Source organism: Niveispirillum sp. GW835-FHT14G11 (assembly GCF_058793615.1).
Genome location: NZ_JBXAFZ010000002.1, coordinates 411,297 through 437,123, shown reverse-complemented (window position 1 = coordinate 437,123; position 25,827 = coordinate 411,297). Strand labels below are relative to the sequence as shown.

The following is a 25,827-nucleotide window of genomic DNA, read 5'->3' as shown; positions in this document are numbered from 1 at the left end:
GACGCCCGATATCAGTTGTTCGGCGCGGCAGTGCCGGTGAAGTTCTTCCAGTCGCGGGTCACGAACGTCTCGTCGATCAGCGTGCGCTGGAAGCACTTGCCGCCCTTGTACCAATGCCAAGTGCGCGAGCGGAACTGGCCGCAATCGGAGATCTGGATCATCTCATAGAGATACAGGTCGTCATCGCCCTTGCGGGTCCAGTGCAGGCAGGTGGACCGGTCGAAATCGTCCGGCTTCATGGCGGCGGCCCAACCCTTGATCAGGTCATTGTCCCACCAGATGCGGCCATCGGCGTAGGAGGCTGGGAAGTCGCGCACCTCGGTCTTGCCGTCTTCCCAGAAATAATGGTTGGTCTGGTGGTACGGGTATTCCCCATCCTCCTTCAGCCGGCAGATCAGGCGGGAGCGGTGCTGATCGATCAGCTTGCCGGTCTGCGCGCTGTAATAACGGTACCAGCCCTCCCACACCCCTTCGTTACGGGCTAGCAGGGGCATGTCACGGCGCAGGTCGGCGACATTGTTGCTCATTTTCTAAAGTTCCCTTGTTTTAAGACGTGTGGGGGCGCAGATCGACGACGACCTTGCCCATCGACCTGCCTGACAGAAGATGTTCGACGGCATCCGGCACATTCATCAGGCCGGCATGGCCGCGCGCGTCGAACGTGACCTTGATCTTGCCGTCGGCGTGCAATTTGAACAGCCGTTCGCGGGCTTCTGGCCACAGGTCGGTCAGACGCCCGTTCATGAAGCCCCGCACCGACGCGCCCTTGTAATAGAGCTTGTTGGAAATGCGCGGCGCCGTGACGATTTCCGGCTTGCCATCCAGGTCCTGGGCGGCCCCGGCCACGACGACGCGGCCCAGGGGGGCGACATTGTCCACGAAGGCATCGAAGATTGGGCCGCTGACCGTGTCGATGGCCAGGTCGAGCGCGTCGGGGAACTCCGCCGACAGCACCGCGGCTACATCCTCGCGCCGATAATCGATGACGCGCGTCGCCCCCAGGGAGCGGACGAAGGCGCCCTTTTCCTCTCCACCGCAGACGGCGACGACACAGGCGCCGCGCAGCCTGGCCAGTTGCACCAGCAGATGGCCCAGCCCGCCGGCGGCGGCGGAGATGGCGACCGTTTCCCCGTCCTTCAGCCCGCCGACATGTTCCAGCGCCAGCAGGGCCGACACGCCGGTCGATGCCAGGGCCAGATAGTCGCGGTCGGGCGCGGGCACGGGGATGAACTGGCCGGCCGGGGCGGTGTTGGCCTCGCGATAGCCGCCGGTGAAGCGGTTGGTGGCGGCCGCGTCACCGGGCTTGAAGCCCATCACCCCGTCGCCCACCGCCTCCACCAGCCCGATGGCCTCCACCCCCGTCCAGGTCGGAAGCGGGATGCGGATGTAATCCACGGCATTGCGGGCGATCTGAGTATCAAAGATGCCGTTGACACCGCACCAATGGTTGCGCACCCGGATCTCGCCGGGGCCGGGTGCTGCCAGCGGCAATTCCACCGCTTCGATGGCGTCGCGGAAGCTCCGGGCGAAGCGGGTCAGGCGCAGGGCCTTGTATGTCGTACTCATGGCTTGTCCTTGGCGAAGCCCAGCACGCCGGGGTTCAGCAGGCGGGCTGGGTCCACGGCGTCCTTCAGCGCATCCAGCAGGGCGCGGCTGGCCGCATCCCGGCTGTCGCGATAGGGATAGGAACGGCCGACCTGGAAATGGCTGCAGCCGAAGCGCTTGAAGGTGGCGATCAGGCGCTTGCGCGCTTCCACCACGACAGCCGTCGCCTCTGCATTGTCCGCATGTTCGGGCAGGCGGGCCATGTGCACCGGCTCCAGCGCCTGGTAATGCACGGGCAAGCGCTTTTCCGGCCAATAGATCACCGGTTCCAGGATCAGCGCATTGGTCGACAGCGAGGTGAACAGATAGCCGGTTTTGATGTCGTGCCTGGCGAAGTCCGCGGCCATGCCGGCGAACACTTCTTCCAGGGCGGCGTAAAGTGCCGGCGCCTGGGACAGGGCGATCTGGCCATGGATGGGGATCCAGCGCTCGCCGCCCGGCCCCAGGGCGCTGTTCAGCGGCGGGAAGGGCAGGGCGCGGATGACCTTGGCGACGGTGTTGGCGACCTCGCGCCCCCGGTGCTCGGCCGCAATGCGCCGGGCGGTGGACATGTCATGGGCCACGCCCTCGGCCGACCGTCCCTCGGCATTCATATGCAGAGGGAAACTGTCCAGGCTGGCGAAGCTGCGCCCGGCCTTGGCCACGCGCACCGCCTCCCACAGACCGCGCAGCGGGTTCTTCTGCCGGGTGATGACGGCGCCCAGCGCCTTGACGTCGCTGGTCATCGATGCGCGCTGCATGCGCACCCGGGTCAGGCCGGGATCGAAGGCGCACATCTCCGCCGCCACCCCGGCCCGCGCCAGGGCCGCCATGGCCCGCATCAGGTCGCCGCCGGTGGGGAATTCGAAGCTGGCATAATCCTCATGCCTGGGCGCCTGGATCAGGCGCAGGGTGATGTGGGCCTTCACGCCGAAGGCGCCGCAGTCGCCGCAGAACAGGCCCGTCAGGTCCGGCCCGAAATGGCGGTAGAAGGGGCTGTCGCCATCTTCTCCCCGCGCACCGGTGCGCAGCACGGAGCCATTGGCCAGCACCATGGTCATCGCCACCACGCTTTCGCTGGTCGTGCCATAATGGCCGGCGCCCAGCATGGCGTTCAGTTGCGAGACGCCGCCGCCGATGGTGCTGACCAGGCCCGACATCGGCCCGAAGAAGGGCGTGCGAAGCCCGTGTGGAGCCAGCGCGTTATTCAGGTCGATCCAGGTGCAGCCGGCCTCCACCGTCACCACCATGTCGTCGGGGCGCAGATCGATGACCCGGTTCATGCGTCGCATGTCCAGCGACACGGTGCCCGACATGGTGGGGATATAGCCGCTGGTGTAGCTCATGCCCGCACCGCGCGGGGCGACCGGAACATGGTGCCGGTGCAGAAGCGCCAGGACGCGCGACAATTGATCCAGGTTGTCAGGTGCCACGATCAGGGCAACGGGTTCGGCACTTTCCGACCAGATGTCGCCGCTGTGCAGCCGGCGGGCGACGGCATCGTCGGTCACGCCATCGTTGCCGGTGATGGCGATCAGGGCGGCTTTCAAGCCGCTGTCCAGATTGTCCCCGTGTGAAACACCGTCCGGCATTGCCCTTGTCCCCATCAGCTGCGGTTTGATCTGCGGCCCAGCCTATCCGCCCCGAACCAGGGCGGCGTGGTCGGGCCGCATGATTGTCCGCAAGGCGGTCACGAAGGCCGGCGCACATGGCGTCGGGCGGTCCGGCATGGTGTGTTCCCGCCAGGATCAAGGATCACAGCTGGGGACAGGGGCGATGCCGTCCACCCTTTACGACAAGCTTTGGGACAGTCATGTGGTGGCCGATGAAGGGGATGGCGTCAGCCTGCTCTATATCGATCGCGTCCTGCTGCATGAGGTCAGCAGCCCGCAGGCCTTCGCCGGCCTGCGGGAAAAGGGGCTGCCCGTGCGCAATCCCGGCGCCCATCTGGCGGTGAGCGACCATTCCGTACCCACCCGCCATCGCGACCGGCCCATTGCCGACCCGCAGGCCCGCGCCCAGGTGGAGCTGCTGGCCCGCAACGCCAGTGATTTCGGGATCGATATGATCGGTCTGGACGATCCGCGCCAGGGGATCGTTCATGTTACGGGTCCGGAACAAGGCTTTACTCTGCCGGGCCTGACCCTGGTCTGCGGTGATAGCCACACGGCCACGCATGGCGCCTTCGGCACCTTGGCCTTTGGCATCGGGTCGGGTGAATGCGAAAGCGTGATGGCCACCCAGACCCTGCGGATGAACCGGTCCAAGACCCTGCGCGTCAATGTGCGGGGCGAACTGCCGCCCGGTGTGGGGGCCAAGGATATCATCCTGGCCGTGGTGGGAAAGCTGGGCAGCAATGGCGGCGTCGGCCATGCCATCGAATATGCCGGCCCTGCCGTGCGTGCCCTGTCGATGGAAGGCCGCATGACCCTGTGCAACATGAGCATCGAGGCAGGGTCGCGTACCGGGCTGGTGGCGCCCGACGCGGTGACCTTCGCCTGGCTGATGGGGCGGCCGATGGCCCCGAAGGCAGCGGACTGGGATGCCGCCATCGCCTATTGGCGCACGCTGGTCAGTGACGATGGCGCGGTGTTCGACCGGGAGATCGATGTCGATGCCGGCCGTCTGGTGCCGCAGGTGAGCTGGGGCACCAGCCCCGATCAGGTGGCCGACATTACCGGCCATGTGCCCGATCCGGCCGGAACATCGGATGCCGACGCATCGGCGAAGATGGCGAAAGCCCTTGCCTATATGGGCCTGACACCGGGCATGGCGCTGCGCGACATCGCCATCACCCATGTCTTCATCGGGTCCTGCACCAATGGAAGGATTGAGGATCTGCGCATCGCCGCCCGCGTGCTGCGCGGCCGGCACATCGCCGATGGTGTGCAGGCCCTGGCCGTGCCGGGGTCGCAGGCGGTGAAGCGCCAGGCGGAGGCGGAGGGGCTGGACATCATCTTCCGTGATGCCGGGTTTGAATGGCGGGAGCCCGGCTGTTCCCTGTGCGTGGCCATGAATGATGACCGGCTGCCGCCGGCCGCGCGCTGCGCCAGCACGTCCAACCGCAATTTCGAGGGCCGCCAGGGCCAGGGGGCCCGCACTCATCTGATGGGTCCCGCCATGGCGGCGGCGTCGGCCATCGCCGGCCATATCGCCGACCCGCGCGATTATCTGGGGGAGGCTTGATCCATGCAGCCCTTCATTCGCCTTAGCGCCGTCGCGGCCCCCCTGGAAGAGGCCGATATCGACACCGACATCATCTATCCCGCCCGCTTCCTGACCATCACGGCGAAGAAGGGGCTGGGGAATTATGCCTTCCATGACCGCCGCTTCGACGCGAAGGGCAGCCCGGTGGCGGATTTCGTGCTGAACCGCGATCCCTGGCGCCATGCCGGCATCCTGGTGGCGGGTCCGAATTTCGGCTGCGGCTCAAGCCGCGAACAGGCGCCCTGGGCGCTGCTGGACCAGGGCATCAGCTGTATCATCGCGCCCAGCTTCGGGGAGATTTTCCGGGGCAATTGCTATCGCAACGGCATGCTGCCGGTGACGGTGGATGCGGCCACGCACGCAATGCTGCTGGCCGACGCCCAGGCCGGAGCCATTCTGCAGGTGGACCTGGCGGCGCAGACGCTGACCCGTCCCGACGGCTCCACCATCGCCATCACCATCGACGCGAAGCAGCGCGACGCGCTGCTGAACGGCTGGGACGAGGTGATGACCATCCTCAACACACGCGGCGACGCCATCGACCGGTATGAGGCTGGCCGGCGGCGACATTTCCCGTGGCTTTTCCGCTAACCATTTTCGACAGGAACATCATGGCCAACCCCATCCTGCGCCAGAAGCTGGCCGCGCGTCAGTTCGTCACCGCCCCCGGTATCCAGGACATGATCGGCGCCGTCATCGCTAACAAGGTCGGCTTCGATGTCGTCTATGGCAGCGGCTATTGGACCGTCGCGTCGGCCTATGGCTTGCCCGATGCCGGCATCGCATCGGTGACGCAGATGGTCGACCGCATGGCGACGCTGGTGCGCACGTCCAACGCTGCGGTCATCGCCGATGCCGATACCGGCTTCGGTGGGCTGCTGAACGTGCATCACACGGTCCAGGCCTATGAGCAGGCGGGCGTCACCGCCATCCAGATCGAGGACCAGGAGTTCCCCAAGAAGTGCGGCCATACGCCGGGCAAGCGCGTCATCCCGGCGGCGGAGATGGCCGACAAGATCCGCGTGGCCGTGGAGGCACGGCGGGATGAGAATTTCCTGATCATCGCCCGCACCGACGCGCGGCAGAGCGAGGGGCTGGAAGGCGTGCTCCATCGCATGAAACTCTATGCCGAGGCCGGCGCCGACATCCTGTTCCCCGAGGCGCTGACCAGCGATGAGGAGGCACGCACCGTCACCGCAGCGCTGGACCGGCCGATGATGGCCAACATGGCCGACGGCGGCCTGACCCCCATCCGCGACGCAGCCACGCTGGAAGGGCTGGGCTATGCCCTGTCGATCTTCCCGGCCATGACCAGCCTGGCGGCGGCGGCGGCCATGGAAAGCGCGCTGCTGAACCTGAAACAGACGGGCACCAGCCTGTCGCCCGATGTGCCCCTGTTCGATTTCAAGGAGTTTTGCTCCCTGATCGGGTTCGAGGCGGTCTGGGCCTTTGACAAGAAGTGGGCGCGGTAATGCCAATCTGCGATGAGTGAAACTCATCGCAGATTGGTTGGCGCATTGAGCGCCCGCGGGCCCATGCCCGCGCAAGCCAAGCCGCCGGATGGCGGCGCCCGGCGCCTGAGGGAACGGCAATCTGTCCGGCAGGCGGATAGTCATCGATCCGACCTGCGACCGGCACCCCGCAATCCGGGCACCATCCAACTGTCACAAACAGGGGGAGGGAGCGATGGAGAAGGGGGTGCCGATCCGGGCCATCACGCGGGCGATCGCGGCCTTGAAGGCCATCAACCGCCAGGGCTCCCTGACCATGATGGAAATCGCCCGGTCGGCAGAGGTGCCCTATCCCACCGCCTGCCGTCTGGTGCAGACCCTGGTCTATGAAGGGCTGGTGGAGCAGGAGCCGGACCGCAAGCGTTATCGCCCGACAGCACTCGTCCAGTCGCTGGCCTATGGGTTCCAGGATGATGACCGGCTGGTGGAGATTGCGCGGCCGCATATCGTGTCGCTGACCCGGCGCATCGGCTGGCCCATCTCCATCGCGTCGCGTGTTGGCCGCAACATGATGCTGCGCGACAGCACGCACGCCAACACCGCCCTGACCTTCGAGCGCTATTATCCGGGCTTCACCCTGCCGGTGCTGGACAGCGCGTCGGGCAAGCTCTCCATGGCCTATACGCCGGATGAGGAGCGGGAAACCCTGTTGCGCTGGATGAAGGTGTCGCAGGAGGTGGACCCCGAATATCTGAAGGCCGCCCGCGCCGCCTTGAATGTGGAGCGCATCCGCACGCAAGGTTACGCCATGCAGGGCCGCAACCACCATAATCTGACACCGGGCAAGACGGCGTCCATCGCCGTGCCCATCTTCCTGGGCGAGCATTTCAAGGCGGCGATGACCATGATCTTCTTCGCCACCGCCATGAAGGTGGAGGCGGCCCTGGACCGCTATCTGGACGATCTGAAGGGCACCGCCGACACGATCAGTACGGAACTGACCCAGGCGGCGGCGCAGAACCAGAAATAGGGGTCACCGTGTCTGTGCCACCAGCGACACCGGCTTCTTCAACCCGCCCAGCAGCAGGTTGGGCAGACGGCTATTGTCCCAGTCCACGCCCTTGGGCGGGGTCGGCCCCATGCGCAGGACGATCAGGCCGGCGGCATGGGAAATCTGGACGGTCTGGTTGCCATTGCCGTCGAACATGAACAGATCCTTGTCCATGTAAGGTTCGCTGTGCAGCACCTGCGGACCCGCCGCCCCCGGCGCGCCGAAGCCGCGGCGTTCCCGGTACGGCCCGGCCACCCACAGGCCCAGGCCATAATGCGGGTTCTGCGCCGTGCCGGTGGCCATCTGCTGCACATACCCCTTCGGCAGCAGGCGCCGGCCTCCCGCCATGCCATCATCCAGCAGCAGCCGTGCCATCTGCAGCCAGGCCCGCGCCGGCAGCATCATGCAGCAGCCGGAATGGGCCAGCCCGCCCGGCCGGTTGATCCAGACCTCGCCGCCCGGCGCGCCGATGGGGGTCAGCAGTTCCGTGCCCACGAATTCCGCATAGCGCCTTCCCGTCGCCCGTTCGATCACCAGGGCGATCAGCTCCGACGTAGCGTTGGAATAGCCATAGCGCTCGCCCGGCTTGTGCGTGAACGGGTATTCTTTGACGATATAGGCGTCATGGTCCACGGCCAGATAGGCCAGGTTCCACGGGCTGGCCGGATCGGGGCTGAAGCCCTGTTCCAGAAATCCGGTGCGCATGTCCAGTAGATGGCGGATCAGCATCGCCTGCTTGGGCGTGCCCTTCCATTCGGTGATGAAATCCGACACGCTTTGGTCCAGCGATTTCACCAGCTCCATCTGGATGGCGCGGCCGATGATCATGGCTGTCATCGGCTTGGACAGGGATTTCGATGCCAGGGGTGTGTCGGCATTCGCGCCGTTGAAATAGGCCTCGTCCTGGATGCTGCCATCATGCCAGACGATGAAGGCCTGGGCGGCGCTGTCGGCGGCATAGGCGCGCGCGGCGGCCAGGGCGTCCGCCTTGATGCTGGTCTGTCCGGGCGTCGCCATGGGCAGCGTCGCCGCCGCCCCCGCCACCTTCTCACGCGGCTGATAGAGCGCTTCAAGTGAGCCGGTGCTGCTGCTCAGGATCGCCAGACGGTCGCGATAGATCGCGTCGCGATCCGTGTCCGCCGCCAGGGCGGTGCCGGAAATGGTGCCGGACAAAAGCATGGTCAGCCAGATCGAAGCGCGCCGCATCCTCAGCTCATCCCCTTGTTCATGGAAAAAGACCGCGGAAACGTCGAAGCGGATCCGCGGTCAGTTTTCGGGAACTCTAGTGCTCGCGATGCGGGGAACCGCAGGTCGCATGGTGACGGTATGTGCATCATTCGGCCGGCGACAGGTGCGATGGCCAACTTATCCACTGGGTGGCCAGATAGGGACGGCCATATCGACCGCCGATCCGGTGTGGTCCCAAATACAAGCATACGGGCCACCCGCCTTGACAGGTGTGGTTGCAAATAATCGGTCCCATGTCTGGAGGCGGTTCGACCATGATTCTTGTGGGCAGGTGCTATCGCCGTATCGCGGCACGCGCCATCATTCCAGCCATTCTGATCGCGATGATGACGGCCTGTGTCCAGTCCGCCATGGCGCAGACCGCCCCGGACAGGGGGGAGCGCCTTTATCTGCGCTGCCGCACCTGTCACGAGGTGGCGGCGGGCAAGCCCAACAAGGTCGGCCCCAACCTGAACGGGTTCTGGGGCAAGCCGGCCGGGCATGTCGAAACCTTCAAATATTCCCCGGCCCTGCGTGACAGCGGCGTCGTCTGGGATGAAAAGACTCTGGATGTCTGGCTGACGCATCCGACCGCGCTGATCAAGGGCACGACCATGGCCTTCATCGGGCTTCCCGACAAGGCCGACCGTGATGCCCTGATCGCGTATCTGCGCCGGGCCACCAACTGACATCCCCCTGATAATGAGAAAGGGATAATCATGATCCGCACGCAGGTGGTGATCGCCGGTGCCGGCCCTGTCGGCACGGTTGCGGCCTATTATCTGGCCCGCCAGGGCATCGATGTGCTGGTGCTGGAGGCCGGGGCCGATTGCGCGCAGGATTTGCGCGCCTCCACCTTCCACCCGCCCACGCTGGAAATGCTGGACGAGCTGGAGATCACGCCCGTCCTTCTGGACAAGGGCCTGAAGGCGCCGCTCTACCATTACCGCGATCGCCGCACCGGTGCGGTGGTGGAGTTCGATTTGGGGGAGTTGGAGGGCACGACCCGCTATCCCTATCGCCTGCAATGCGAGCAATATCATCTGGCCCGCGCCCTGGCGGAAAAGCTGGAAGCCCATCCCAAGGCCGAGATCCGGTTCAACAGCCGCCTGGTTTCCTTGAGCCAGGATGATACCGGTGTCGATGTGGCGTTCGAGACGCCGTTCGCCATTGAGAAGGTGCGCGCCGATTACGTGATCGGCGCCGATGGTGCGAATTCCGCCGTGCGCAAATGGCTGGGCATCGGGTTCGAGGGTTTCACCTATCCCGAAAAGTTCCTGTGCCTGTCCACGGCGGAACCGCTGGAGGATTACTTCCCCAATCTGGCGCATGTGAATTATGTCGCCGATCCCGACGAATGGCTGGTGCTGCTGCGCGTGCCGTCGGTCTGGCGCATCCTGCTGCCGGCCACGGCCGACAGTTCGGACGCGCAGCTGGTGTCGGACGAAAACCGCGACCGCGTGTTCCAGCGTCTGATCGGCAAGACCGGCATCAAGACCTATCACCGCACCATCTATCGCATGCATCAGCGCGTGGCGGAAAGCTTCCGCCAGGGCCGCGCCTTCCTGGTGGGGGACAGCGCGCATCTGAACAACCCGCTGGGCGGCTTCGGCATGAACAGCGGCATCCATGATGCCTTTAACCTGTGCCGGCGTCTGGCCGCCATCATCACCAGCGGCCGCGCGGACGAGGCCTCGCTGGAGCAGTTCAGCCGCCAGCGCCGGGGTGCCGCGCGCAGCTTCGTCCAGGCCCAGACCATCCAGACCATGGAGATGATGAAGGAAGGCCAGGGCAGCGCCCAGGAAAAGCGCCGCGACGAGCTGCTCGCCATCCGCAACGACCCCGAACAGCGCCGCCAGTTCCTGTTGCGCCAGGCCATGTTCCAGAGCCTGGCCGACGCTGCGGCGATCGAGTGAACAAACTCCGACCTCCTGAAGGGACATGGACCAATGCAGGATGAAGCCAAGGACAGCCGGGGCTGGCGCAAATTGTTCGGCGTGCTGGGGCCCAGCACCAACACCACCGTGCAGCCCGATTTCGATGATATGCGCCCGGCCGGCGTGACCAACCATTACAGCCGCATCATCGTCTCCAACGCCCAGGCCATCAGCAACGAGTCCTTCCTGGCCGGCACCCAGGCCATCGCCGACAATACGGTGGATGCCGTGAAATCGGTGATGACGGCGGACCCGGACTATCTGGTCATGGGCATGTCGGCCATCACCTTCTATGGCGGGGCGGAGGGGGCGGCCCGGTTCCGCCGCCAGATCCGGGAGGTCAGCGGCCTGTATCTTTCCACCGGATCGGAATCTCTGGCCGCCGCCATCGCCGCCTATGGCGGGGTCAAGAAGGTGGCCTTCGTCTCCCCCTATTACCCGGTGGCGAACGCGCATGTGCGCCACTTCCTGTCCGATTACGGGTATGAGACGGTGCGCGACGTGCCGCTGCAATGCCCCTCCTGGACCTCCATCGCGCGGGTCGGCACGCCCACCTTGCGCGACGTGCTGCGCCAGCTGGACGGCGACGATGTCGATGCCATCCTGCAGGTCGGCACCAACCTGTCGATGGTGAAGCTGGCGGCGGCGGCCGAGATGTGGCTGGGCAAGCCGGTGATCGCCATCAATACCGCCACATACTGGCATGCCCTGCGCGCCAACGGCATCCAGGACAAGGTCTACGGCTTCGGCCGCCTGCTGGAGGAATTCTGAGATGCTCCACTATGATTACGTGCCGCTGCCCAAGCGCGGCCCCCTGCGCTGGCCCGACGGTAAGAAGGTGGCGCTGATCCTGACCTTCAACCTGGAAACCTGGGATCTGACCAAGGATACGGACAAGCCCTATTATGCCGGCGGTCCCGCCATCCTGCCCGACGTGCTGCCCGGCGACACGCCCGACTTCCCCAACTATACCTGGCGCGAATATGGCCAGCGCGTCGGCATCTGGCGCCTCTATGACCTGTTCGACGAGCTGGGCGTGAAGGCCAGCTGCACCACCAACGCCGTCACCTTCGAACGCCGCAAGGCGATGGTCGATGCCTGTCTGGAGCGCGGCTGGGAACTGCTGGCCCATAATTACGAACAGGGCGAGCTGCTGACCAATTTCGCCAAGCACCCCGCCAAAGAGCGCGACATCATCCTGCGCTCCATCGAGATGTATGAGCGCCATGTCGGACGCCGCCCGCTGGGCTGGCTCTCCTCCTCCCTGCGCGGCACGTTGAACACCGCCGGCATCCTGGCCGAACAGGGCTTCCTGTTCTATTGCGACCTGATGAATGACGACCAGCCCTATCCATTACAGACGGAAAACGGCCCCCTGGTCTCCGTCCCCTATTCCAACGAGATCAACGACTTCACCCTGCTGACCCGCCGCAACCTGACCACCGATGCGTTCAGGGATACGCTGATCGAGGAATTGTCGGTGCTGCTGAAGGAAGGGGAGAAGACCGCCCGTCTGATGAATGTCGGCCTGCACCCGCATGTCACGGGGCGGGGGTATCGCATCCGCGGGCTGCGGGAGTTCCTGGAATATGCCAAGGGCCTGGACGGCGTGTGGTGGCCGACGCGCGAGGAACTGGCGCGGTGGTACCTGGCCAACAGTGCAGGGCATATGCCGGGGTGAGGGGGACGGCGGTTTGGTTTGAGGGCAGGGAAGCCGGGGTGCGGAGGGGTGCCCGGCTTTTGCATTTGGGATGTCGTGTTTGGGGCCGGAAGCGGACGGGCTGGTTTCAAAATCGCGACAAGCTAAAGCGGATATGCCTCTGGGCGTCTCGCGCTTGAGCGCTAATCTCGCCAGCGCTGATCCGCTGTTCGAAAAACCTATTCCAAGCTCAAGCAGATTTGCTATAATTTCGCACAGCATTTCATTTATTCAAGAGATAAAGACGTGACAAACACTTCGAAGATTGCACTATTCCCCTTCAACACGACGATACCCCTGATTAATGGGTCTGAATTGCAACTCCCAGTGTCATCGTCTGCTCCGCTGTTCGTCGTCGGACCAAACGGCGCTGGTAAATCCGGCCTTATATCCATACTATTCCGCCGCAATCACGACAAAGCCGTTCGTATTTCCGCACACCGCCAAACGTGGATGGCAAGTAATGCGGTTCCATTCTCACCACAAGATAAGATTAGAACTGAACGTAACAATAGAGGGCAGGATAATCAGCCCGACGCACGTTGGAAGGAGTACAATGCCGCTGTTCGATCGGGGTTGGTGATTGCCGACCTTATTGAGTTGGACAACAAGCTCTCACGCCAACTCGCAGACGCATATCGATCTGGCAACGAGGCAGAGGCTGTCAAGCTCGCAGCGGAACCCCAGCCACTTGCCGAAATCACTGAGTTATTTGCTGGATCGGGCATTCCGATTAAATTAGAAATTGGAGAAAATAGCGCTATTTTTGCCAGAAAAAATGGAGGACTGCCGTACAGCATAGCACAGTTGTCAGACGGCGAGCGAGCCGCATTGCTAATCGCAGGAACGGTTCTAACCGCAAAAAAAGGCGCTCTAATACTTGTCGATGAGCCTGAACGTCACCTCCACGCATCGATCGTGACGCCACTGCTTTTGCGGCTTTTCGGAAAACGTCCAGACTGCATTTTTGTTGTTTCTACCCATGAACTCAGTCTGCCAATTGGCATGCCGACTGCCAGAACCGTTTTGGTTCGCGATTCCACATCAATAGGCGATGATGTCGCTGCATGGGACCTTGATGTGCTTGAACCGGGTGTTGAGGTCGATGATGCTACCAAGGAGGCTATCATCGGTTCACGCCGAAAGATGCTATTTATTGAAGGTACGTCTGCCAGCCTTGACAAACCGCTCTATGAGTTGCTGTTCCCCGGTGTATCTATTTTCCCGCGTCAGAGCTGCCGAGATGTTGAACATGCCGTCGTCAGTGTGAGCGACGCCGAGGCGGTAACTTGGGTACAGGCATTCGGCATAGTGGATCAAGATCAGATTTCGTCGACTCAGCGTTCTTCTTTCATAGCAAAAGGGATTTACCCACTCTCCGTATACTCGGTCGAATCCCTCTATTACAGCCCGGCAATCATTGCCGCCGTCGCCCAGCGGCAATGTACCGTTGTCGGAGGCGAGCCCGCGCATATGATTCAAACCGCCAGCGCGAATCTGGTTGCGGCGATTGCCTCCGAGGTTGACAGGCTAGCCGCGCGGATGACGGAGCAGGCTGTTAAAGATAAGATTAGCATGCAAGTGCCTGACTGGAAGGCAATTCAAAGGGGCGACAACGTCAATATCACTGTCGACACACAGACGATGTACCAAGCTGAAAAAGCGCAATTGGAATCCTGGATTGCCGCCAACGATGTTGAGAAGATCGTGCGACGCTATCCAATTCGCGAAACGAGGGCGCTGGAGGCTGTCGTGACCGCTCTTCAGTTTAAAAGCCGGAGCCAGTACGAAGCTGCCGTTCGTAAGCTGGTTAGTGATGATGAGTCAATCAGGGCGACCCTGATCGGGCATTTTGGCGGGCTCGCGGCTGCGCTAGCCTAGAAAATGGCATTTTGGAAAGATAAAGTTAATCGACGCCACCGCCAGTCTGCAATGTGCATGGAAACTGTGGGTGTTCATGTGTGACCAATGAACGGCAGAAACCGGGGTCGCGCTAGAATGCCGGGGACAGCCGAAATGCGGCGCCTTGCTGCCCGAACGCTCTCCGGCCACGGCTTCACGCAGCGTTGCCGGAGCTGTTCACCTTTGCCAACAGGGCCTAATGCCCTACCGGTTGGAAACCCGCGCCGAACTCCCTGGCAATTTCCGCCAGGCGTTTGTCGCGTGTCCACAGTTTGGCGCTGGGGGTGATCAATGTCGAGGCCAACAGGCACATATCGACCAACCCGCATCCCCGGCCGTAGAGGCGCTCGCGTTCGATGAAATCGATCACTTCGCGAAGCGTGGCTTGCTTGCATGGTCGCAGCATGTCGATGCTGCGCAAGGTGCTCGCGCGTGGTTGTGGCGGCGTCCCACAGGCCAACTCGGCCGTCACCATTGGATGAATGAGTGCCAGGTCCGCCTGCATCAGCTCGACCAAGGCAGGGTTTCCATTTCTAAAATGGTCCACCCAAACCGATGTGTCGATCAGCACGTTCATGGGGCGGCGGGCTCCCCGCGCCGGGGAATGTCCTGCATGGTGGGAACGGTACCACCCAGGGCTGCCAAGCGCTTGGCAGACTGCACCCGCACATAGACCTTGATCGCCTCGCGCACGAGGTCCGACGCACTGGACACCTCCGGATCGGCATATTCCAGCGCCTGCTTATAGAGCGCATCCTCAACCGAAACTGTGGTCCGCATCGAAAACCTCACATCATACTTGATGCTTAACTACATCAATATCCGCATCGACGCAAGCGTCGGCACGGGCAGCATATCGGCCATCGCCCTGAGAGCCTTGGCCACCCTCACATAAGCTGACTTCTGCGTCTGCCTGTGGTATAAGGTCGTCATCAACGCCACCCCCATGTCACCCATTCGGAGCAGGCCCACCGCCGGCTCTGAAACGCAGCGCATTTTATGTTGCACGATGTTGCACAGAGGTGTCCGCATTCGGAGCAGGCGACCCATCCACTCCGATCACCCCTCCGGCGTGATCAACGCGACGCTTGGGAAATATGTCCGATACCGTCGGATGTCGCTGGTCAGCAGGGGGAGGGAGGCGATGGCGGCGTGGGCGCCGATGAACAGATCGGCATTCGGCCCAGATGGGATCGTCGGTGACGATATCCAACAGGATGTTGGTATCGACCAGGGTCAAGGCTCACCCCTCACCACGGGTCAGGGCCATGATCTCCTCGGTACTCGGACCCGCCCCGGCGCGGCCACGCAGGGCGGCGAACCGGCGGGCAGGGTGGGCATGGTCGACCTTGACCAGGGTGACACGCCCATCCGGTGCCAGTTCAAAATCGACGGCACTGCCCGGCCCGATGCCCAGCCGGTCGCGCAGCGGCTTGGGGATGGTGACCTGACCCTTGCTGGTGACCGTCGTGACCATGGCTGCCTCGGTTATACCCGTCGTCAACAAGGATACTTCATAGCATGCCGGCACTGTGAAAACAAAAATCCCCCTCCCCGCCATCGCGAGAAGGGGGCCGTGAACCTTGTTCCTCGGACAACAGACCTCAGAACTTGTACCCCGCCGTCAGTGTCCACATCCGCGGCTCGGCAATCGCCACCGCGGCGTTGCTGGGCGCCGTGGTGAAATACTCCTCATCCGTCAGGTTCTTGGCCGCGAGCGTCAGGCTCCAGCGATCATCGCCCGACAGCAAGGCCACCGAGGCGTTGACTAGGCCCACCGTCTCCGTCTTCACCAGATTGGCGACGGTGGAATAGTAATCATCCTGGTACTGATAGCTGCCCGAAAGGCGCAGGCGGACCGCGTCCTGCCAGAACCCAGGCGTTTCATAGGTGAAGCCGGTCTGGATGCTCCAGGGGGAGACGAGCGGCAGGTGCTTGGCGCCGGCCGTGGCGCTGTCCGACAGCGGGTTCTTGGATTTGTATTTGTCATCCATCAGGCCCAGATTGGCGAACAGGTCCAGCCCCGGTGCGGCCTTCAGCGTCAGCTCCAGTTCCGCGCCATCAACCCGCGCATTGCCGATATTGCGGATGGCGTAGGAGCCGGCGGCCACCTGTTCGGTCTGCTGCAAATCATACAGGTCGTTGCGATAGACTGACAGGTTGGCGCGCAGCCGGCCATCCAGGCCCGTCACCTTCAACCCGCCCTCATAGGCCCAGACCGTCTGCGGGTCATAGACCGTGCCAAACACCACGGGGCTGGCCACGGCCAGACCGTTGAAGCCGCCGGCCTTGAACCCCTTGGACACGGTGGCATAGGCGAAGATATCGTCATTGATCTTGTAATCGGCCCCGATCTTGGGCGACCAGGAACTGAAGGACGGGCTGCGGACCACGGGCACCAGGGTGATGGCAGGTCCCGGCGCAAAGGGCAGGTAGTTCTGGATGCTGCCATCCAGCTTCTTCTTGTCCTTGGTATAGCGCAGGCCGCCGGTGACGGACAGGTTCTCATCCACCTGATATGTGCCCTGGGCGAAGGCGGCATAGCTGTCGGTGGTGCTGTCGATGGTCTGGGGCAGGACGGGCATGGTGAAGAACTGGCCCAGCACCAACTGGTCGTTCAGCACCTGCAGGCTTTCCTCGCGGAAATAATAAAGCCCGGTGATCCAGGTGAGCTTGCCGTCCAAGGCGTCGCCCTGGAACTGGATCTCCTGGCTGTACTGGTCGGTCTGGCTCTGCCCGTCACGGACCAGGCCGTTGGGGCGGAAGCTGCCGTCAGGATTGCGGATGCCACCCGACAGGTCGAACACGAACCCGTCATCGGTGCCGACAAAGGCGGAGATGGAGCGCACCGTCATGTCGCCCCATTCGGCGGTAACGTCCAGCGACACCGCCGTCTGGTCGGTATAGCCGTCGGGTTCGGCCGTGGACTGGCTGACGAAGCGCGATCCGGCGCGGGGAATGGCATCCTTCAACGATACGGCATTGGCCGCCAGCGTCGGATAGGTGCCGGGGAAGGTGACGGGGATCAGGTTGGCGGGGCCGTCATTGCGGTCCTGGGTGCGGGTCACCGACAAGGTGGCCTTCAACCCTTCGCGCCCATAGAAATGCAGCTTGCCGCGCAGGGCCAGGTTTTCCTGCCCGAACACATCCTTATCCAGCGCCTCGTTATAAACATAGCCGTCCTGGTCACGGGTGAGGACGGAGAGGGAGGCCCCCAGCGCATCCTCGATCAGGTCGCCGCCCCAGGAGGCGGACGCGTGATAGTCGTTGTAGGAGCCGATGCCGGCCTGCATTTCGGCCCATTCATCCTCCCCCGGCGTGCGGGTCACCACCTTGATGGCGCCGGAGAAGGAATTGCGGCCATAGAGCGTGCCCTGCGGCCCGCGCAGCACCTCGATCCGCTGGATATCGGCCAGTTCCAGGTTGGACCCGGCCAGCCGGCCGCGATAGACATCATCGACATAGAAGGCGACGGCGGATTCCGACGTGACCAGCCCGCCCGACTGTTCCGACCCGCCGCGCAACCCCACCTGCAGGGTGGAGCGGCTGGCGGTGACGGGCATCAGGGTCAGGCCGGGCACGATGGAGGACAGGTCCTCGGCACTGCCGATCTGCTGATCGGCCAGGGCGTCGGCCGTCAGGGTGGTGACGGCGACGGGCGTGGTCTGCAGCGATTGTTCGCGGCGCTGGGCGGTGACGATGATCTCGTCCAGCATCAGGCTGTCGCCGGCAGATTGCGCCAGGGCGGGAAGGGCGGTGCTGCCGGCCAGAAGCGAGGCGAGCAGAAGGGTACGGCGGTGATAGCCGGGCATGTCTGAATTCCTTGATCGATGGAGGTGCAATACCGGCTGGTCAGACGACCATGCAAACGGTTTTCACTTCCAGATAGTTATCGATGGCGCCGACGCCGCTTTCGCGACCCCAGCCCGATTGCTTGAACCCGCCGATGGGCAGGGCCACATCCCAGAAGGAATGGCAGTTCACCCACACCGTGCCGGCGCGGATATCGGCCGACAGGCGCGATGCCGCCGACAGGTCCTGCGTCCAGACGCTGGCGGCCAGACCGAATTCGGTATCGTTGGCGGCGGCCACGACCTCGGCCACGTCATCGAAGGGGGCGACCACGACGACGGGGCCGAACACTTCTTCACAGACGATGGCGGATTTGGGATCGGCACCGGTGATGATGGTGGGTTCGATGAAGGTGCCGGCTGGGCCCTTCTGTCCGCCGCCCGTCACCAGGGTGGCGCCCTCGGCCACGGCCTGATCGATATAGGCCTTCACCCGGTCGGCCTGGCGCTTGCTGACCAGCGGACCCATCTGGGTCTCCGGGTCCAGGCCATGGCCCAGGCGGATGCTGCGGGCGATGTCGGCCACGCCCTTGACCACCTGATCGACGATGGAGCGATGGGCATAGAGGCGGGAACCGGCCACACAGACCTGACCGCCATTGAAGAAGATGGCGTTGGCCGCGCCCTGGATGGCGGCCGGGAGTTCGGCGTCGGGCATGATCACCACCGGCGACTTGCCGCCCAGCTCCAGCGTCACCTTCTTCAGATTGCCCCGTGCCCCGTCCAGGATGGCGCGGCCGGTCTGGGTGGAACCGGTGAAGGCCACCTTGTCGACTTGCCTGTGCGCGGCCAGGGCCGCCCCCACCACCGACCCCAGGCCGGTCACGACATTGACTACACCGGCCGGCACCCCGGCCTCCATCAGCAGCTCCGCCAGACGCAACGCGGTCAGGGAGGTTTCCTCCGCCGGCTTCAGCACCAAGGTGCAGCCGGCGGCCAGGGCCGGGGCCAGCTTCATGGCATGCATGATCAGCGGCGAATTCCAGGGCGTGATGGCGGCCACCACGCCCACCGGTTCCTTGGTGGTATAGGCCTGGATGCGCTTGCCGGCCGGCTGGTAATTGATGCTGGACGGGATGGTGTCGCCCGACACCTTGGTGCACAGGCCCGCGAAGAAACGGAACTGCTCGGCCGCCATCGGGATCTCGGCCCAGCGCCCGACAGAGAGCGCCTTGCCCTGGTCCAGCGTTTCCAGCTCCGACAGCTCATCGATATGGGCGTCGATCAGGTCGGCGATGCGCCAAAGCAGGCGGGCGCGGGCCGCCGGTACCATGCCGCGCCAGGCGCCATCGTCAAACGCCCGGCGGGCGGCGGCGACGGCGCGGTCCACATCGCCTTCATCGGCCGCGGCGATCTGCCCCAGCACCGCGCCCGTGGCCGGGTTGATGGTGGGCAGGTAACGGCCGGCGGCCGGGTCCACCCATTCGCCATCGATCAGCAACTGGTGACGCGGCTTGCGCAGCCAGTCACGCGCACCCGGCTGCGCCGGGCCTAAGTTCTCGATATGCATACCCTGACTCCCAGGTTCGATCATGAACCGCCGTTGCAGGCGTTGTTGTTCTGGGAGGTAATTGTGGGCAGGAAAACGCAAAGGGTCAGAACCGTTTTGCGGTTTATCCGCTGGGTGGAACTTGGTTTGGCGAGGATATGTTTGTCCGAACCAATATCCAATTACCCAAGCGACCATCTGGCGGACAGCGGCCCGGTGCAGGGTGGCACCTCTTTCCTTTCGTGATCACGTTTGAATACTTCAACCTGCGAATGGTTGAGCCATCCAAAATTAAATCCGAGGGGATGTGCTTCATGTCGAAGAACCGGGTGCTTATGTCCGCCCTGGCCGCCAGCCTGGCCTGTTCCGCCATTTCCGTTCAGGCAGCGGAAGGCTGGCGCAACCCGTCGCTGTCGCCCGATGAACGTGCCCGGCTGCTGGATGCGGAACTGACGCCGGATGAGCGGATCGGCCTGCTGCACGGCCCCATGGCGCTGAGCTTTCCCGGCGGTCCGCCCATTCCGGCCGGCTCTGTCGGCGGGGCCGGCTTCATCCCCGGCGTGCCGCGCCTGGGCATCCCGGCGCTGAAGGAGACGGATGCCAGCCTGGGCATCACCAACCCCGGTGACGTGCGGCCTGGCGACGTGGCCACGGCCCTGCCGGCCAGCCTGGCGCTGGCCGCCAGCTTCAATCCCAAGCTGGCCTATGACGGCGGGGCGATGATCGGCAGGGAGGCGGCGGCCAGGGGCTTCAATGTGCTGCTGGCCGGCGGCGTCAATCTGGCCCGCGATCCGCGCAACGGCCGCAACTTCGAATATCTGGGCGAGGACCCGCTGCTGGCCGGCACCCTGGCGGGCGAGAGCATCCGGGGCATCCAGTCGCAGAACATCATCTCTACCGTCAAGCATTTCAGCCTGAACGGCCAGGAGACCAACCGCCACTGGGCCAACTCCATCATCGACGAAGCGGCGCATCGCGAAAGCGACCTGCTGGCCTTCCAGATCGCCATCGAGCGGGGGCAGCCCGGCTCCGTCATGTGCGCCTATAATCTGGTGAACGGCGCCCCTTCCTGCGGCAGCGACCATCTGCTGAACAAGGTGCTGAAGGGGGACTGGGGCTATAAGGGTTGGGTCATGTCGGACTGGGGGGCCGTGCACGCCACCGACTATGCCGCCAAGGGCCTGGACCAGCAGTCGGGTGAGCAGCTGGACCAACAGGTCTGGTTCGGGGAACCGCTGAAGCAGGCAGCCGCGGCCGGCACCATCCCGGCCGCACGCCTGTCCGACATGTCGCGGCGCATCCTGCGGTCGATGTTCGTGGCCGGCCTGTTCGAGGCCGAGCCGGTGAAGCCGGCAATCGACGCCGCCGCCCATGCCGCCATCGCCAAGAGCGTGGCCGATGAAGGCATCGTGCTGCTGGCCAACAAGGGCGTCCTGCCGCTGGCGGGGACGAAGAAGAAGATCGTGGTCATCGGCGGCCAGGCCGATGCCGGCGTGCTGTCGGGCGCCGGATCGTCGCAGGTGACGGGCATCGGTGGCAATGCCCGTGTCGTGCCCATCGGCGGCGACGGCCCGATGGCCATGTGGGGGCGACAGGTATTCCACGCCTCCTCTCCGTTGAAGGCGCTGCGCGCCGCCCTGCCAGACGCCACGATCAGCTTCGCCGATGGCCGCTATCCGGCCGAAGCGGCGGCGGCGGCCAAGGGCGCCGACATTGCCATCGTCTTTGCCACGCAATGGATGGCGGAGGCGGTGGATGCCTACGACCTGTCGCTGCCGCAGGGCCAGGACGAGTTGATCCGGGCGGTGACGGCGGCCAATCCCAACAATATCGTCGTGCTGCAGACCGGTGGGCCGGTGCTGATGCCCTGGCTGGACAAGACGGGGGCGGTGGTGGCGGCCTGGTACAGCGGGCAGAAGGGGGGCGAGGCCATTGCCGACATCCTGACCGGCAAGACCAACCCGTCTGGCCGTCTGCCCGTGACCTTCCCCTCCAGCCTGGACCAGTATCCGCGCCGCGACCTGCCGGGCTGGGGCCTGCCCAAGAAGCAGCAGTTCGACGTGGTCTATGAAGAAGGGGCCGATATCGGCTATCGCCGTTTCGCCGCGCTCGGCATGAAGCCGCTGTTCCCGTTCGGCCATGGCCTGTCCTATACCAGCTTTTCCTATGACAAGCTGCGGGTGAAGGGTGGCGATACGCTGACCATCAGCTTCCAGGTGACGAATACCGGCAAGCTGGCTGGCAAGGATGCGCCGCAGGTCTATCTGACCGGCGCGGGTGGCCAGAAGCTGCAGCGCCTGATCGGGTTCGACAAGGTGGACCTGAAGCCCGGTGAAAGCCGGACCGTGACCGTGAAGGCCGATCCGCGCCTGCTGGCCAGCTTCGACGCGGCCGGGCGCCAATGGCGCATCGCCGGCGGGACGTATGAGGTGAGGGTGGGAGCATCGGCCGAAAACCTGGCCCTGTCCGGTCAAGCCAAGCTGTCCGGGCGGACCCTGAAGCCGTAACCGGCATCAGAATGGATGCGCAGTAAAACCCGCCTTCCCGGCCTTCGCCGGGAAGGCGGAAGAGATGATCAAGGGCTCAAACGATCAGCGGTTCCCGCTGTCCGGCCGCTACTTCCCGCCCGGTGCAAAGAAAAACGGCCCTCCCCGATACGCTGCGGGGAGGGCCGTGAGCCGTTGGTCGGGTGTGGCGAAGCGTCAGTTGAACAGCAGCGGCGCGATCTGTTCCAGATAGGCCCGCCAATTGATCCAGGTGTGGCCACCGCCGGTTTCGACATTGGTGTATTTGATGCCGTGATCATCCAGGATCTTGCGGAAGGGGGGCGCCATGGTGATGACGAAATCCTCCTTGCCGATGGCATAGAAGACCAGGCCGCCATCCTTGGCGCGGGCCTTCAAGGCGGCCTCGTTGGCCTTGCGGTATCTGGCCGTCTGCTCCTCGCCCATCATGCCGATGGAGAACACGCCGATGGAACCGAACACGTCCGGACGCGGCAGGCCGAACATGATCGTGTGCGCACCCCCCATCGACAGGCCGACCATGGCGCGGGTCTTCACTGCCGCCCTGGTGCGGAAATGCCTGTCGATATAGGGGATCAGATCCTTGTGCAGGTCGTTGCCGAAATCGGTATTCTCCATTCCCTGCACGCCGTCACGGGCCGGGGTATGACCCTGGGGCATGGCGATGATCATCGGCTTGGCCTTGCCGGCTGCGATCAGGTTGTCCAGGATGTAGTTGGCATTGCCCTTCATGGTCCAGGCATCATCGCTGTCGCTGTAGCCATGGATCAGATAGAGCACCGGGTACCGGTCCTTGCCCCCGGCCTCGTACCCCGGCGGGGTGTAGACATGGGCACGGCGCGTGAGGCCGCCCAGGCTGGCCGACGGATATTCCACCACCGACACCAAGCCGTGCGGCACCTCGGCCTTATAGAACTGGTTGGCCGTGGCGGCACCCGACAACTGGAAGATCGACTGCACGCCGCCAAACGCCTCGGCGAAGCGAGTGCCGCGCGGGTCGGCGATGCGCAACCCGTCAACCTTGAAATTATAGGTATAGACGCCGGGATCGACCGCGCCTTCGGTGGTGGCCACCCAATAGCCTGCCCCATCCTTGGTCATGGGCAGGCCCGGCGGCTTGCCATCCATGCCGGTGGGAACGCTGTTCATTTCCTGCGGCAGGGCCACGACCTGGCGCGCATCCTTGGCGCACAGGCGGAAGGTGACACGGCCGTCGGGCAGCACCTCCACTGACTGATATTCCAGCGGCGGCTGCATGAAGCTCCGCTCCTCGCAAGGGGCGGTATTGGGGGCGGCATTGGCGGAGATGGCGCCCAGGATCAAGGGCAGGGCCGTCAGGGCCGGAAGAATGAACGGACGCATATTCGCTCCTGAAAGGCGGATGCCCCGGGGCAGCGTTGTCCCCCGGGGCATGGCAAAGAATCAGAACTTGTACTTCGCCTGGACGCCCAGGGTCCGGCCTTCGCGCAGGCCGACATTCACCGTGGAATAGGTGAAGGACGGGGCCGGCGTGAACAGGATGTTGTTGTTCACCGTGGTGTAGCGACGGGTATCGAACAGGTTGTTGGCGAACACATCCACCGACACCGCCCCCACGGTCACGCCGGCGCGGGCGTTGAACACATGGGTTTCCTTGGTCTTCAGGACATTGCCCACATCGGACCAGACACCGGACTTGTAGTTATAGTCCAGGCGGGCGAACCAGCTGGCATCGTCCCAGGACGCGACATAGCCGTTCAACAGGATGCCGCCCGAGGCCGAATATTTGGACGTCGACGGCAGTTCATTGCCGGAGAAGTCGGAGGTGCCGACCAGGAAGGTGACCAGGGGCGCGTTGTAATCCTTGATCTTGCTGTCGTTCAGGGCACCGGCGGCATTCAGCGTGACCATGTTGGTCAGGCGGAAGCTGCCGTCGAATTCCAGGCCCTTCATGTCGGAATTGCCGCTGTTGATGGTGCCGAACACGCTGCCGAAGCCGCCGGTCGGGGTCACAAAGGTCTGGATGACCTGGTTCAGCTGGTCACGCCACTGCGAGTAATAGGCGGCCAGCGCATAGCGCAGGCGGTTGTCCACCGCCGTGCCCTTGATGCCCACCTCATAGGTCGTAACCTTTTCCGGCTTCACGAACAGGTCGATGCCCAGCGTCTTGGCGATGGTCGCCGTCTGGCCGGTATAGGTGACCACGCCGGCATTCAGCGAGGCCGGGTTGACGCCCTTGGCCACCGACGCATAAGTCATGACCTCGTCGGTCCACTGGTACTGCGCGATCAGACGGGGCAGGAAGTTCTTATACTCCTGCTGGCCCAGCTTGGAGCCGGCCTTATAGGTGCCGACCGGCACGAAGGTCGGGTCGGTCAGCACCACATCGGCCAGGGGCGAGATATAGGCGTACAGCTTGTCGATCTGATAGCGGCCTTCCACGCTGGCCGTCAGCTTGTCGGTGATGTCATAGGTGACGCCGAAGAAGCCGCCATAGGTCTTGGTTTCCGTCTTGCCGGACGGCGTGACCTGCCTGTTCAGGATCATGTTGTCCAGCGTATCGACCGTGCGGCGGCCATTGGCGCTGAGATAGGACAGGCCGGCGACGAAGCGCAGCGCCTCACCATCATCGTAGCTGGTGCGCAATTCCTGGGAGAAGTCCTTGGAAATATTCTCCACCAGATAGGCCGAGCTGAAATAGGAGCGCAGGCCGTTGGTGGCGGTATAGGCCGGGTTGGCGATGCCGGAACTGTCATAATTGCCGATATCCGACAGCGAGCCCCATTCCTCATGGTTATAGCCCGTCAGGGAGCTGACGGTGAAATTCGTGTCGGGGATGTCGTAATCGACGACCAGATGGGCATGGCGGTAATTGCGGACCAAGCCATAGCTGTCAACGCTGTTATCCTGGTCGATCAGGCGGTTGATGGTGACGGCCAGCGCGTTGCGCACGAAGCTGTCGACATTGTAATTGCCGGCCGGTGTGGTGGCGGGCAGCGACGGGACCGTGCCGCACATGAACGGGTTGAACCCGCCCAGGGTGCAGTTCTGCTGCGCCGGCACGACGACGCGGCCGGTGCTGTCGGTGACGGCGCGCGCGCTGATCAGGCCCAGGGCGGCGGGGCCGTCCTTATCATGGGAGAGGATGCCGAACGCCTTGATGGTCAGGTTTTCGGTCGGTGTCGCCATCAGCAGCAGATTGGCGTTGCGCGACGACTGGTCGCCCAGGGTCTGGGACAGGTTGGCGGCGTTCTTGTACGTGCCGTCCTTGGCGTTGTAATCGCCGGCGATGCGGAAGGACAGCTTGTCCTCGACGATAGGGCCTTCCAGTTCGGCCTGCACGCGCCGGGATTTGTGAGAGCCGGCCATGGCGGTCACGCTGCCGCCGTAATCGTTGCCCGGCTCCTTGTTTACGACATTCAGCGCGCCGGCAAAGGTGTTGCGGCCGAAATAGGCCGATTGCGGCCCGCGCAGCAGTTCGATCCGCTCCGGGTTCGACACGCTCATCACCGCGGTGGGGGAGGAGACGGGAACGCCGTCGATGAAGGTGGCGACGGGGGTGCTGTCGGTCGTGGCGGGCGTGAAACCGCGCAGGATCAGCTGCTGGAACGACCGGTCGCCGCGGCCGGAACTGTTATTGTTGATGTTGAAGCCGGGCGTCTGCTCCGACAGGTTCTGGACGGACGTGATGCCGCGCTGTTCAACCTCTTCCGACGTCACGGCGGTGACGGATACCGGCGTCTTCAGGATGTTTTCGGACCGCTTGCGGGCGGTGACGATGATTTCCTCAAGCTCCAACGGCGCATCGCTGGATTTCGGTGCTTCCTGCGCGAGGGCGGTGCCGGCCGAGATGGCCATGCCCATCGCAATCATCAGGGCCAGGCGGGACGTGCCCTGCTGGCCGGCGGACTTGACTTCCTTCATT

General features: G+C 64.0%; 21 protein-coding genes. 10 read left to right on the top strand and 11 right to left on the bottom strand.

Annotated features, from left to right (window positions below; all coding sequences use genetic code 11):
* Positions 1-11: 11 nt before the first annotated feature.
* From AC1Q7F_RS05345 to AC1Q7F_RS05335, 3 genes are read right to left on the bottom strand one after another with little or no spacing between them, the layout of a single operon-like run.
* Entirely contained in the window at positions 12-527 is a 516-nt protein-coding gene (locus tag AC1Q7F_RS05345; protein ID WP_492504561.1) for a hypothetical protein, read from the bottom strand.
* Between the two features lie 19 nt (positions 528-546).
* Complete coding sequence (locus tag AC1Q7F_RS05340; protein ID WP_492504559.1) at positions 547-1,566, bottom strand: zinc-binding dehydrogenase; 1,020 nt, start codon at positions 1,564-1,566, stop codon at positions 547-549.
* Positions 1,563-3,176, bottom strand: coding sequence for an FAD-binding oxidoreductase (locus AC1Q7F_RS05335; RefSeq protein ID WP_492504558.1), 1,614 nt, complete (start codon positions 3,174-3,176; stop codon positions 1,563-1,565). Before AC1Q7F_RS05335 ends, AC1Q7F_RS05340 begins: the two co-directional genes overlap by 4 nt.
* 184 nt (positions 3,177-3,360) lie before the next feature.
* On the opposite strand from AC1Q7F_RS05335, the gene leuC reads away from it, so the two are divergent.
* The 4 genes from leuC (at position 3,361) to AC1Q7F_RS05315 (ending at position 7,272) form a co-directional block, all read left to right on the top strand.
* Positions 3,361-4,770, top strand: a complete 1,410-nt coding sequence (gene leuC / locus AC1Q7F_RS05330) for a 3-isopropylmalate dehydratase large subunit (protein ID WP_492504556.1) — start codon at positions 3,361-3,363, stop codon at positions 4,768-4,770.
* A 3-nt stretch (positions 4,771-4,773) separates the two neighbouring features.
* Positions 4,774-5,382 carry a 3-isopropylmalate dehydratase small subunit gene (gene leuD / locus AC1Q7F_RS05325; RefSeq protein ID WP_492504554.1) on the top strand — a complete coding sequence of 203 codons (609 nt, stop codon included), beginning with the start codon at positions 4,774-4,776 and terminating at the stop codon, positions 5,380-5,382.
* A gap of 20 nt (positions 5,383-5,402) precedes the next feature.
* A complete protein-coding gene (locus tag AC1Q7F_RS05320) occupies positions 5,403-6,263 on the top strand; it encodes an isocitrate lyase/PEP mutase family protein (RefSeq protein WP_492504552.1) in 861 nt (286 codons plus the stop codon).
* A gap of 214 nt (positions 6,264-6,477) precedes the next feature.
* The gene (locus tag AC1Q7F_RS05315; RefSeq protein WP_492504550.1) at positions 6,478-7,272 is read left to right on the top strand and encodes a helix-turn-helix domain-containing protein; all 795 of its coding nucleotides are present in this window, start codon (positions 6,478-6,480) and stop codon (positions 7,270-7,272) included.
* A gap of 3 nt (positions 7,273-7,275) precedes the next feature.
* Here AC1Q7F_RS05315 and AC1Q7F_RS05310 read toward each other — a convergent pair whose 3' ends face one another.
* Positions 7,276-8,499, bottom strand: coding sequence for a serine hydrolase domain-containing protein (locus tag AC1Q7F_RS05310; protein WP_492504549.1), 1,224 nt, complete (start codon positions 8,497-8,499; stop codon positions 7,276-7,278).
* A 296-nt stretch (positions 8,500-8,795) separates the two neighbouring features.
* Between AC1Q7F_RS05310 and AC1Q7F_RS05305 the strand changes: the two genes are divergently transcribed.
* From AC1Q7F_RS05305 to AC1Q7F_RS05285, 5 genes are all read left to right on the top strand, one after another.
* Positions 8,796-9,209, top strand: a complete 414-nt coding sequence (locus AC1Q7F_RS05305; RefSeq protein WP_492504547.1) for a c-type cytochrome — start codon at positions 8,796-8,798, stop codon at positions 9,207-9,209.
* Positions 9,210-9,239: 30 nt separating this feature from the next.
* Positions 9,240-10,436 (top strand): FAD-dependent oxidoreductase, encoded by a 1,197-nt coding sequence (locus AC1Q7F_RS05300; RefSeq protein WP_492504545.1) that lies wholly within the window; start codon positions 9,240-9,242, stop codon positions 10,434-10,436.
* 33 nt (positions 10,437-10,469) lie between these two features.
* Entirely contained in the window at positions 10,470-11,228 is a 759-nt protein-coding gene (locus AC1Q7F_RS05295; RefSeq protein ID WP_492504543.1) for a maleate cis-trans isomerase family protein, read from the top strand.
* Between the two features lies 1 nt (position 11,229).
* Positions 11,230-12,138: a polysaccharide deacetylase family protein gene (locus AC1Q7F_RS05290; RefSeq protein WP_492504541.1), complete on the top strand. Its 909-nt coding sequence runs from the start codon at positions 11,230-11,232 to the stop codon at positions 12,136-12,138.
* A gap of 264 nt (positions 12,139-12,402) precedes the next feature.
* On the top strand, positions 12,403-14,037 hold the full coding sequence (locus tag AC1Q7F_RS05285; protein WP_492504539.1) for an AAA family ATPase: 1,635 nt from the start codon (positions 12,403-12,405) through the stop codon (positions 14,035-14,037).
* A gap of 217 nt (positions 14,038-14,254) precedes the next feature.
* Here AC1Q7F_RS05285 and AC1Q7F_RS05280 read toward each other — a convergent pair whose 3' ends face one another.
* From AC1Q7F_RS05280 to AC1Q7F_RS05260, 5 genes are all read right to left on the bottom strand, one after another.
* Positions 14,255-14,635, bottom strand: coding sequence for a type II toxin-antitoxin system VapC family toxin (locus AC1Q7F_RS05280; RefSeq protein WP_492504537.1), 381 nt, complete (start codon positions 14,633-14,635; stop codon positions 14,255-14,257).
* Positions 14,632-14,838, bottom strand: coding sequence for a hypothetical protein (locus AC1Q7F_RS05275; protein WP_492504535.1), 207 nt, complete (start codon positions 14,836-14,838; stop codon positions 14,632-14,634). Before AC1Q7F_RS05275 ends, AC1Q7F_RS05280 begins: the two co-directional genes overlap by 4 nt.
* Positions 14,839-15,301: 463 nt before the next feature.
* Positions 15,302-15,535, bottom strand: a complete 234-nt coding sequence (locus tag AC1Q7F_RS05270; protein ID WP_492504533.1) for an AbrB/MazE/SpoVT family DNA-binding domain-containing protein — start codon at positions 15,533-15,535, stop codon at positions 15,302-15,304.
* A 127-nt stretch (positions 15,536-15,662) separates the two neighbouring features.
* Positions 15,663-17,870, bottom strand: coding sequence for a TonB-dependent receptor (locus AC1Q7F_RS05265; protein WP_492504531.1), 2,208 nt, complete (start codon positions 17,868-17,870; stop codon positions 15,663-15,665).
* 40 nt (positions 17,871-17,910) lie between these two features.
* Positions 17,911-19,419 carry an aldehyde dehydrogenase family protein gene (locus AC1Q7F_RS05260; protein ID WP_492504530.1) on the bottom strand — a complete coding sequence of 503 codons (1,509 nt, stop codon included), beginning with the start codon at positions 19,417-19,419 and terminating at the stop codon, positions 17,911-17,913.
* A gap of 293 nt (positions 19,420-19,712) precedes the next feature.
* On the opposite strand from AC1Q7F_RS05260, the gene AC1Q7F_RS05255 reads away from it, so the two are divergent.
* Positions 19,713-21,905 (top strand): beta-glucosidase, encoded by a 2,193-nt coding sequence (locus AC1Q7F_RS05255; protein WP_492504528.1) that lies wholly within the window; start codon positions 19,713-19,715, stop codon positions 21,903-21,905.
* Positions 21,906-22,100: 195 nt separating this feature from the next.
* Here AC1Q7F_RS05255 and AC1Q7F_RS05250 read toward each other — a convergent pair whose 3' ends face one another.
* Both AC1Q7F_RS05250 and AC1Q7F_RS05245 read right to left on the bottom strand, forming a co-directional pair.
* Positions 22,101-23,285, bottom strand: coding sequence for an alpha/beta hydrolase-fold protein (locus AC1Q7F_RS05250; protein WP_492504526.1), 1,185 nt, complete (start codon positions 23,283-23,285; stop codon positions 22,101-22,103).
* Positions 23,286-23,345: 60 nt separating this feature from the next.
* A complete protein-coding gene (locus tag AC1Q7F_RS05245; protein WP_492504524.1) occupies positions 23,346-25,826 on the bottom strand; it encodes a TonB-dependent receptor in 2,481 nt (826 codons plus the stop codon).
* Position 25,827: the final 1 nt, after the last annotated feature.

Excerpts from the sequence above, each read along its gene's own strand:
- AC1Q7F_RS05345 (WP_492504561.1), bottom strand. The coding sequence starts at position 527 with ATGAGCAACAATGTCGCCGACCTGCGCCGTGACATGCCCCTGCTAGCC.
- AC1Q7F_RS05340 (WP_492504559.1), bottom strand. The coding sequence starts at position 1,566 with ATGAGTACGACATACAAGGCCCTGCGCCTGACCCGCTTCGCCCGGAGC.
- AC1Q7F_RS05335 (WP_492504558.1), bottom strand. The coding sequence starts at position 3,176 with ATGCCGGACGGTGTTTCACACGGGGACAATCTGGACAGCGGCTTGAAA.
- leuC (WP_492504556.1), top strand. The coding sequence starts at position 3,361 with ATGCCGTCCACCCTTTACGACAAGCTTTGGGACAGTCATGTGGTGGCC.
- leuD (WP_492504554.1), top strand. The coding sequence starts at position 4,774 with ATGCAGCCCTTCATTCGCCTTAGCGCCGTCGCGGCCCCCCTGGAAGAG.
- AC1Q7F_RS05320 (WP_492504552.1), top strand. The coding sequence starts at position 5,403 with ATGGCCAACCCCATCCTGCGCCAGAAGCTGGCCGCGCGTCAGTTCGTC.
- AC1Q7F_RS05315 (WP_492504550.1), top strand. The coding sequence starts at position 6,478 with ATGGAGAAGGGGGTGCCGATCCGGGCCATCACGCGGGCGATCGCGGCC.
- AC1Q7F_RS05310 (WP_492504549.1), bottom strand. The coding sequence starts at position 8,499 with ATGCGGCGCGCTTCGATCTGGCTGACCATGCTTTTGTCCGGCACCATT.
- AC1Q7F_RS05305 (WP_492504547.1), top strand. The coding sequence starts at position 8,796 with ATGATTCTTGTGGGCAGGTGCTATCGCCGTATCGCGGCACGCGCCATC.
- AC1Q7F_RS05300 (WP_492504545.1), top strand. The coding sequence starts at position 9,240 with ATGATCCGCACGCAGGTGGTGATCGCCGGTGCCGGCCCTGTCGGCACG.
- AC1Q7F_RS05295 (WP_492504543.1), top strand. The coding sequence starts at position 10,470 with ATGCAGGATGAAGCCAAGGACAGCCGGGGCTGGCGCAAATTGTTCGGC.
- AC1Q7F_RS05290 (WP_492504541.1), top strand. The coding sequence starts at position 11,230 with ATGCTCCACTATGATTACGTGCCGCTGCCCAAGCGCGGCCCCCTGCGC.
- AC1Q7F_RS05280 (WP_492504537.1), bottom strand. The coding sequence starts at position 14,635 with ATGAACGTGCTGATCGACACATCGGTTTGGGTGGACCATTTTAGAAAT.
- AC1Q7F_RS05275 (WP_492504535.1), bottom strand. The coding sequence starts at position 14,838 with ATGCGGACCACAGTTTCGGTTGAGGATGCGCTCTATAAGCAGGCGCTG.
- AC1Q7F_RS05270 (WP_492504533.1), bottom strand. The coding sequence starts at position 15,535 with ATGGTCACGACGGTCACCAGCAAGGGTCAGGTCACCATCCCCAAGCCG.
- AC1Q7F_RS05265 (WP_492504531.1), bottom strand. The coding sequence starts at position 17,870 with ATGCCCGGCTATCACCGCCGTACCCTTCTGCTCGCCTCGCTTCTGGCC.
- AC1Q7F_RS05260 (WP_492504530.1), bottom strand. The coding sequence starts at position 19,419 with ATGCATATCGAGAACTTAGGCCCGGCGCAGCCGGGTGCGCGTGACTGG.
- AC1Q7F_RS05255 (WP_492504528.1), top strand. The coding sequence starts at position 19,713 with ATGTCGAAGAACCGGGTGCTTATGTCCGCCCTGGCCGCCAGCCTGGCC.
- AC1Q7F_RS05250 (WP_492504526.1), bottom strand. The coding sequence starts at position 23,285 with ATGCGTCCGTTCATTCTTCCGGCCCTGACGGCCCTGCCCTTGATCCTG.
- AC1Q7F_RS05245 (WP_492504524.1), bottom strand. The coding sequence starts at position 25,826 with ATGAAGGAAGTCAAGTCCGCCGGCCAGCAGGGCACGTCCCGCCTGGCC.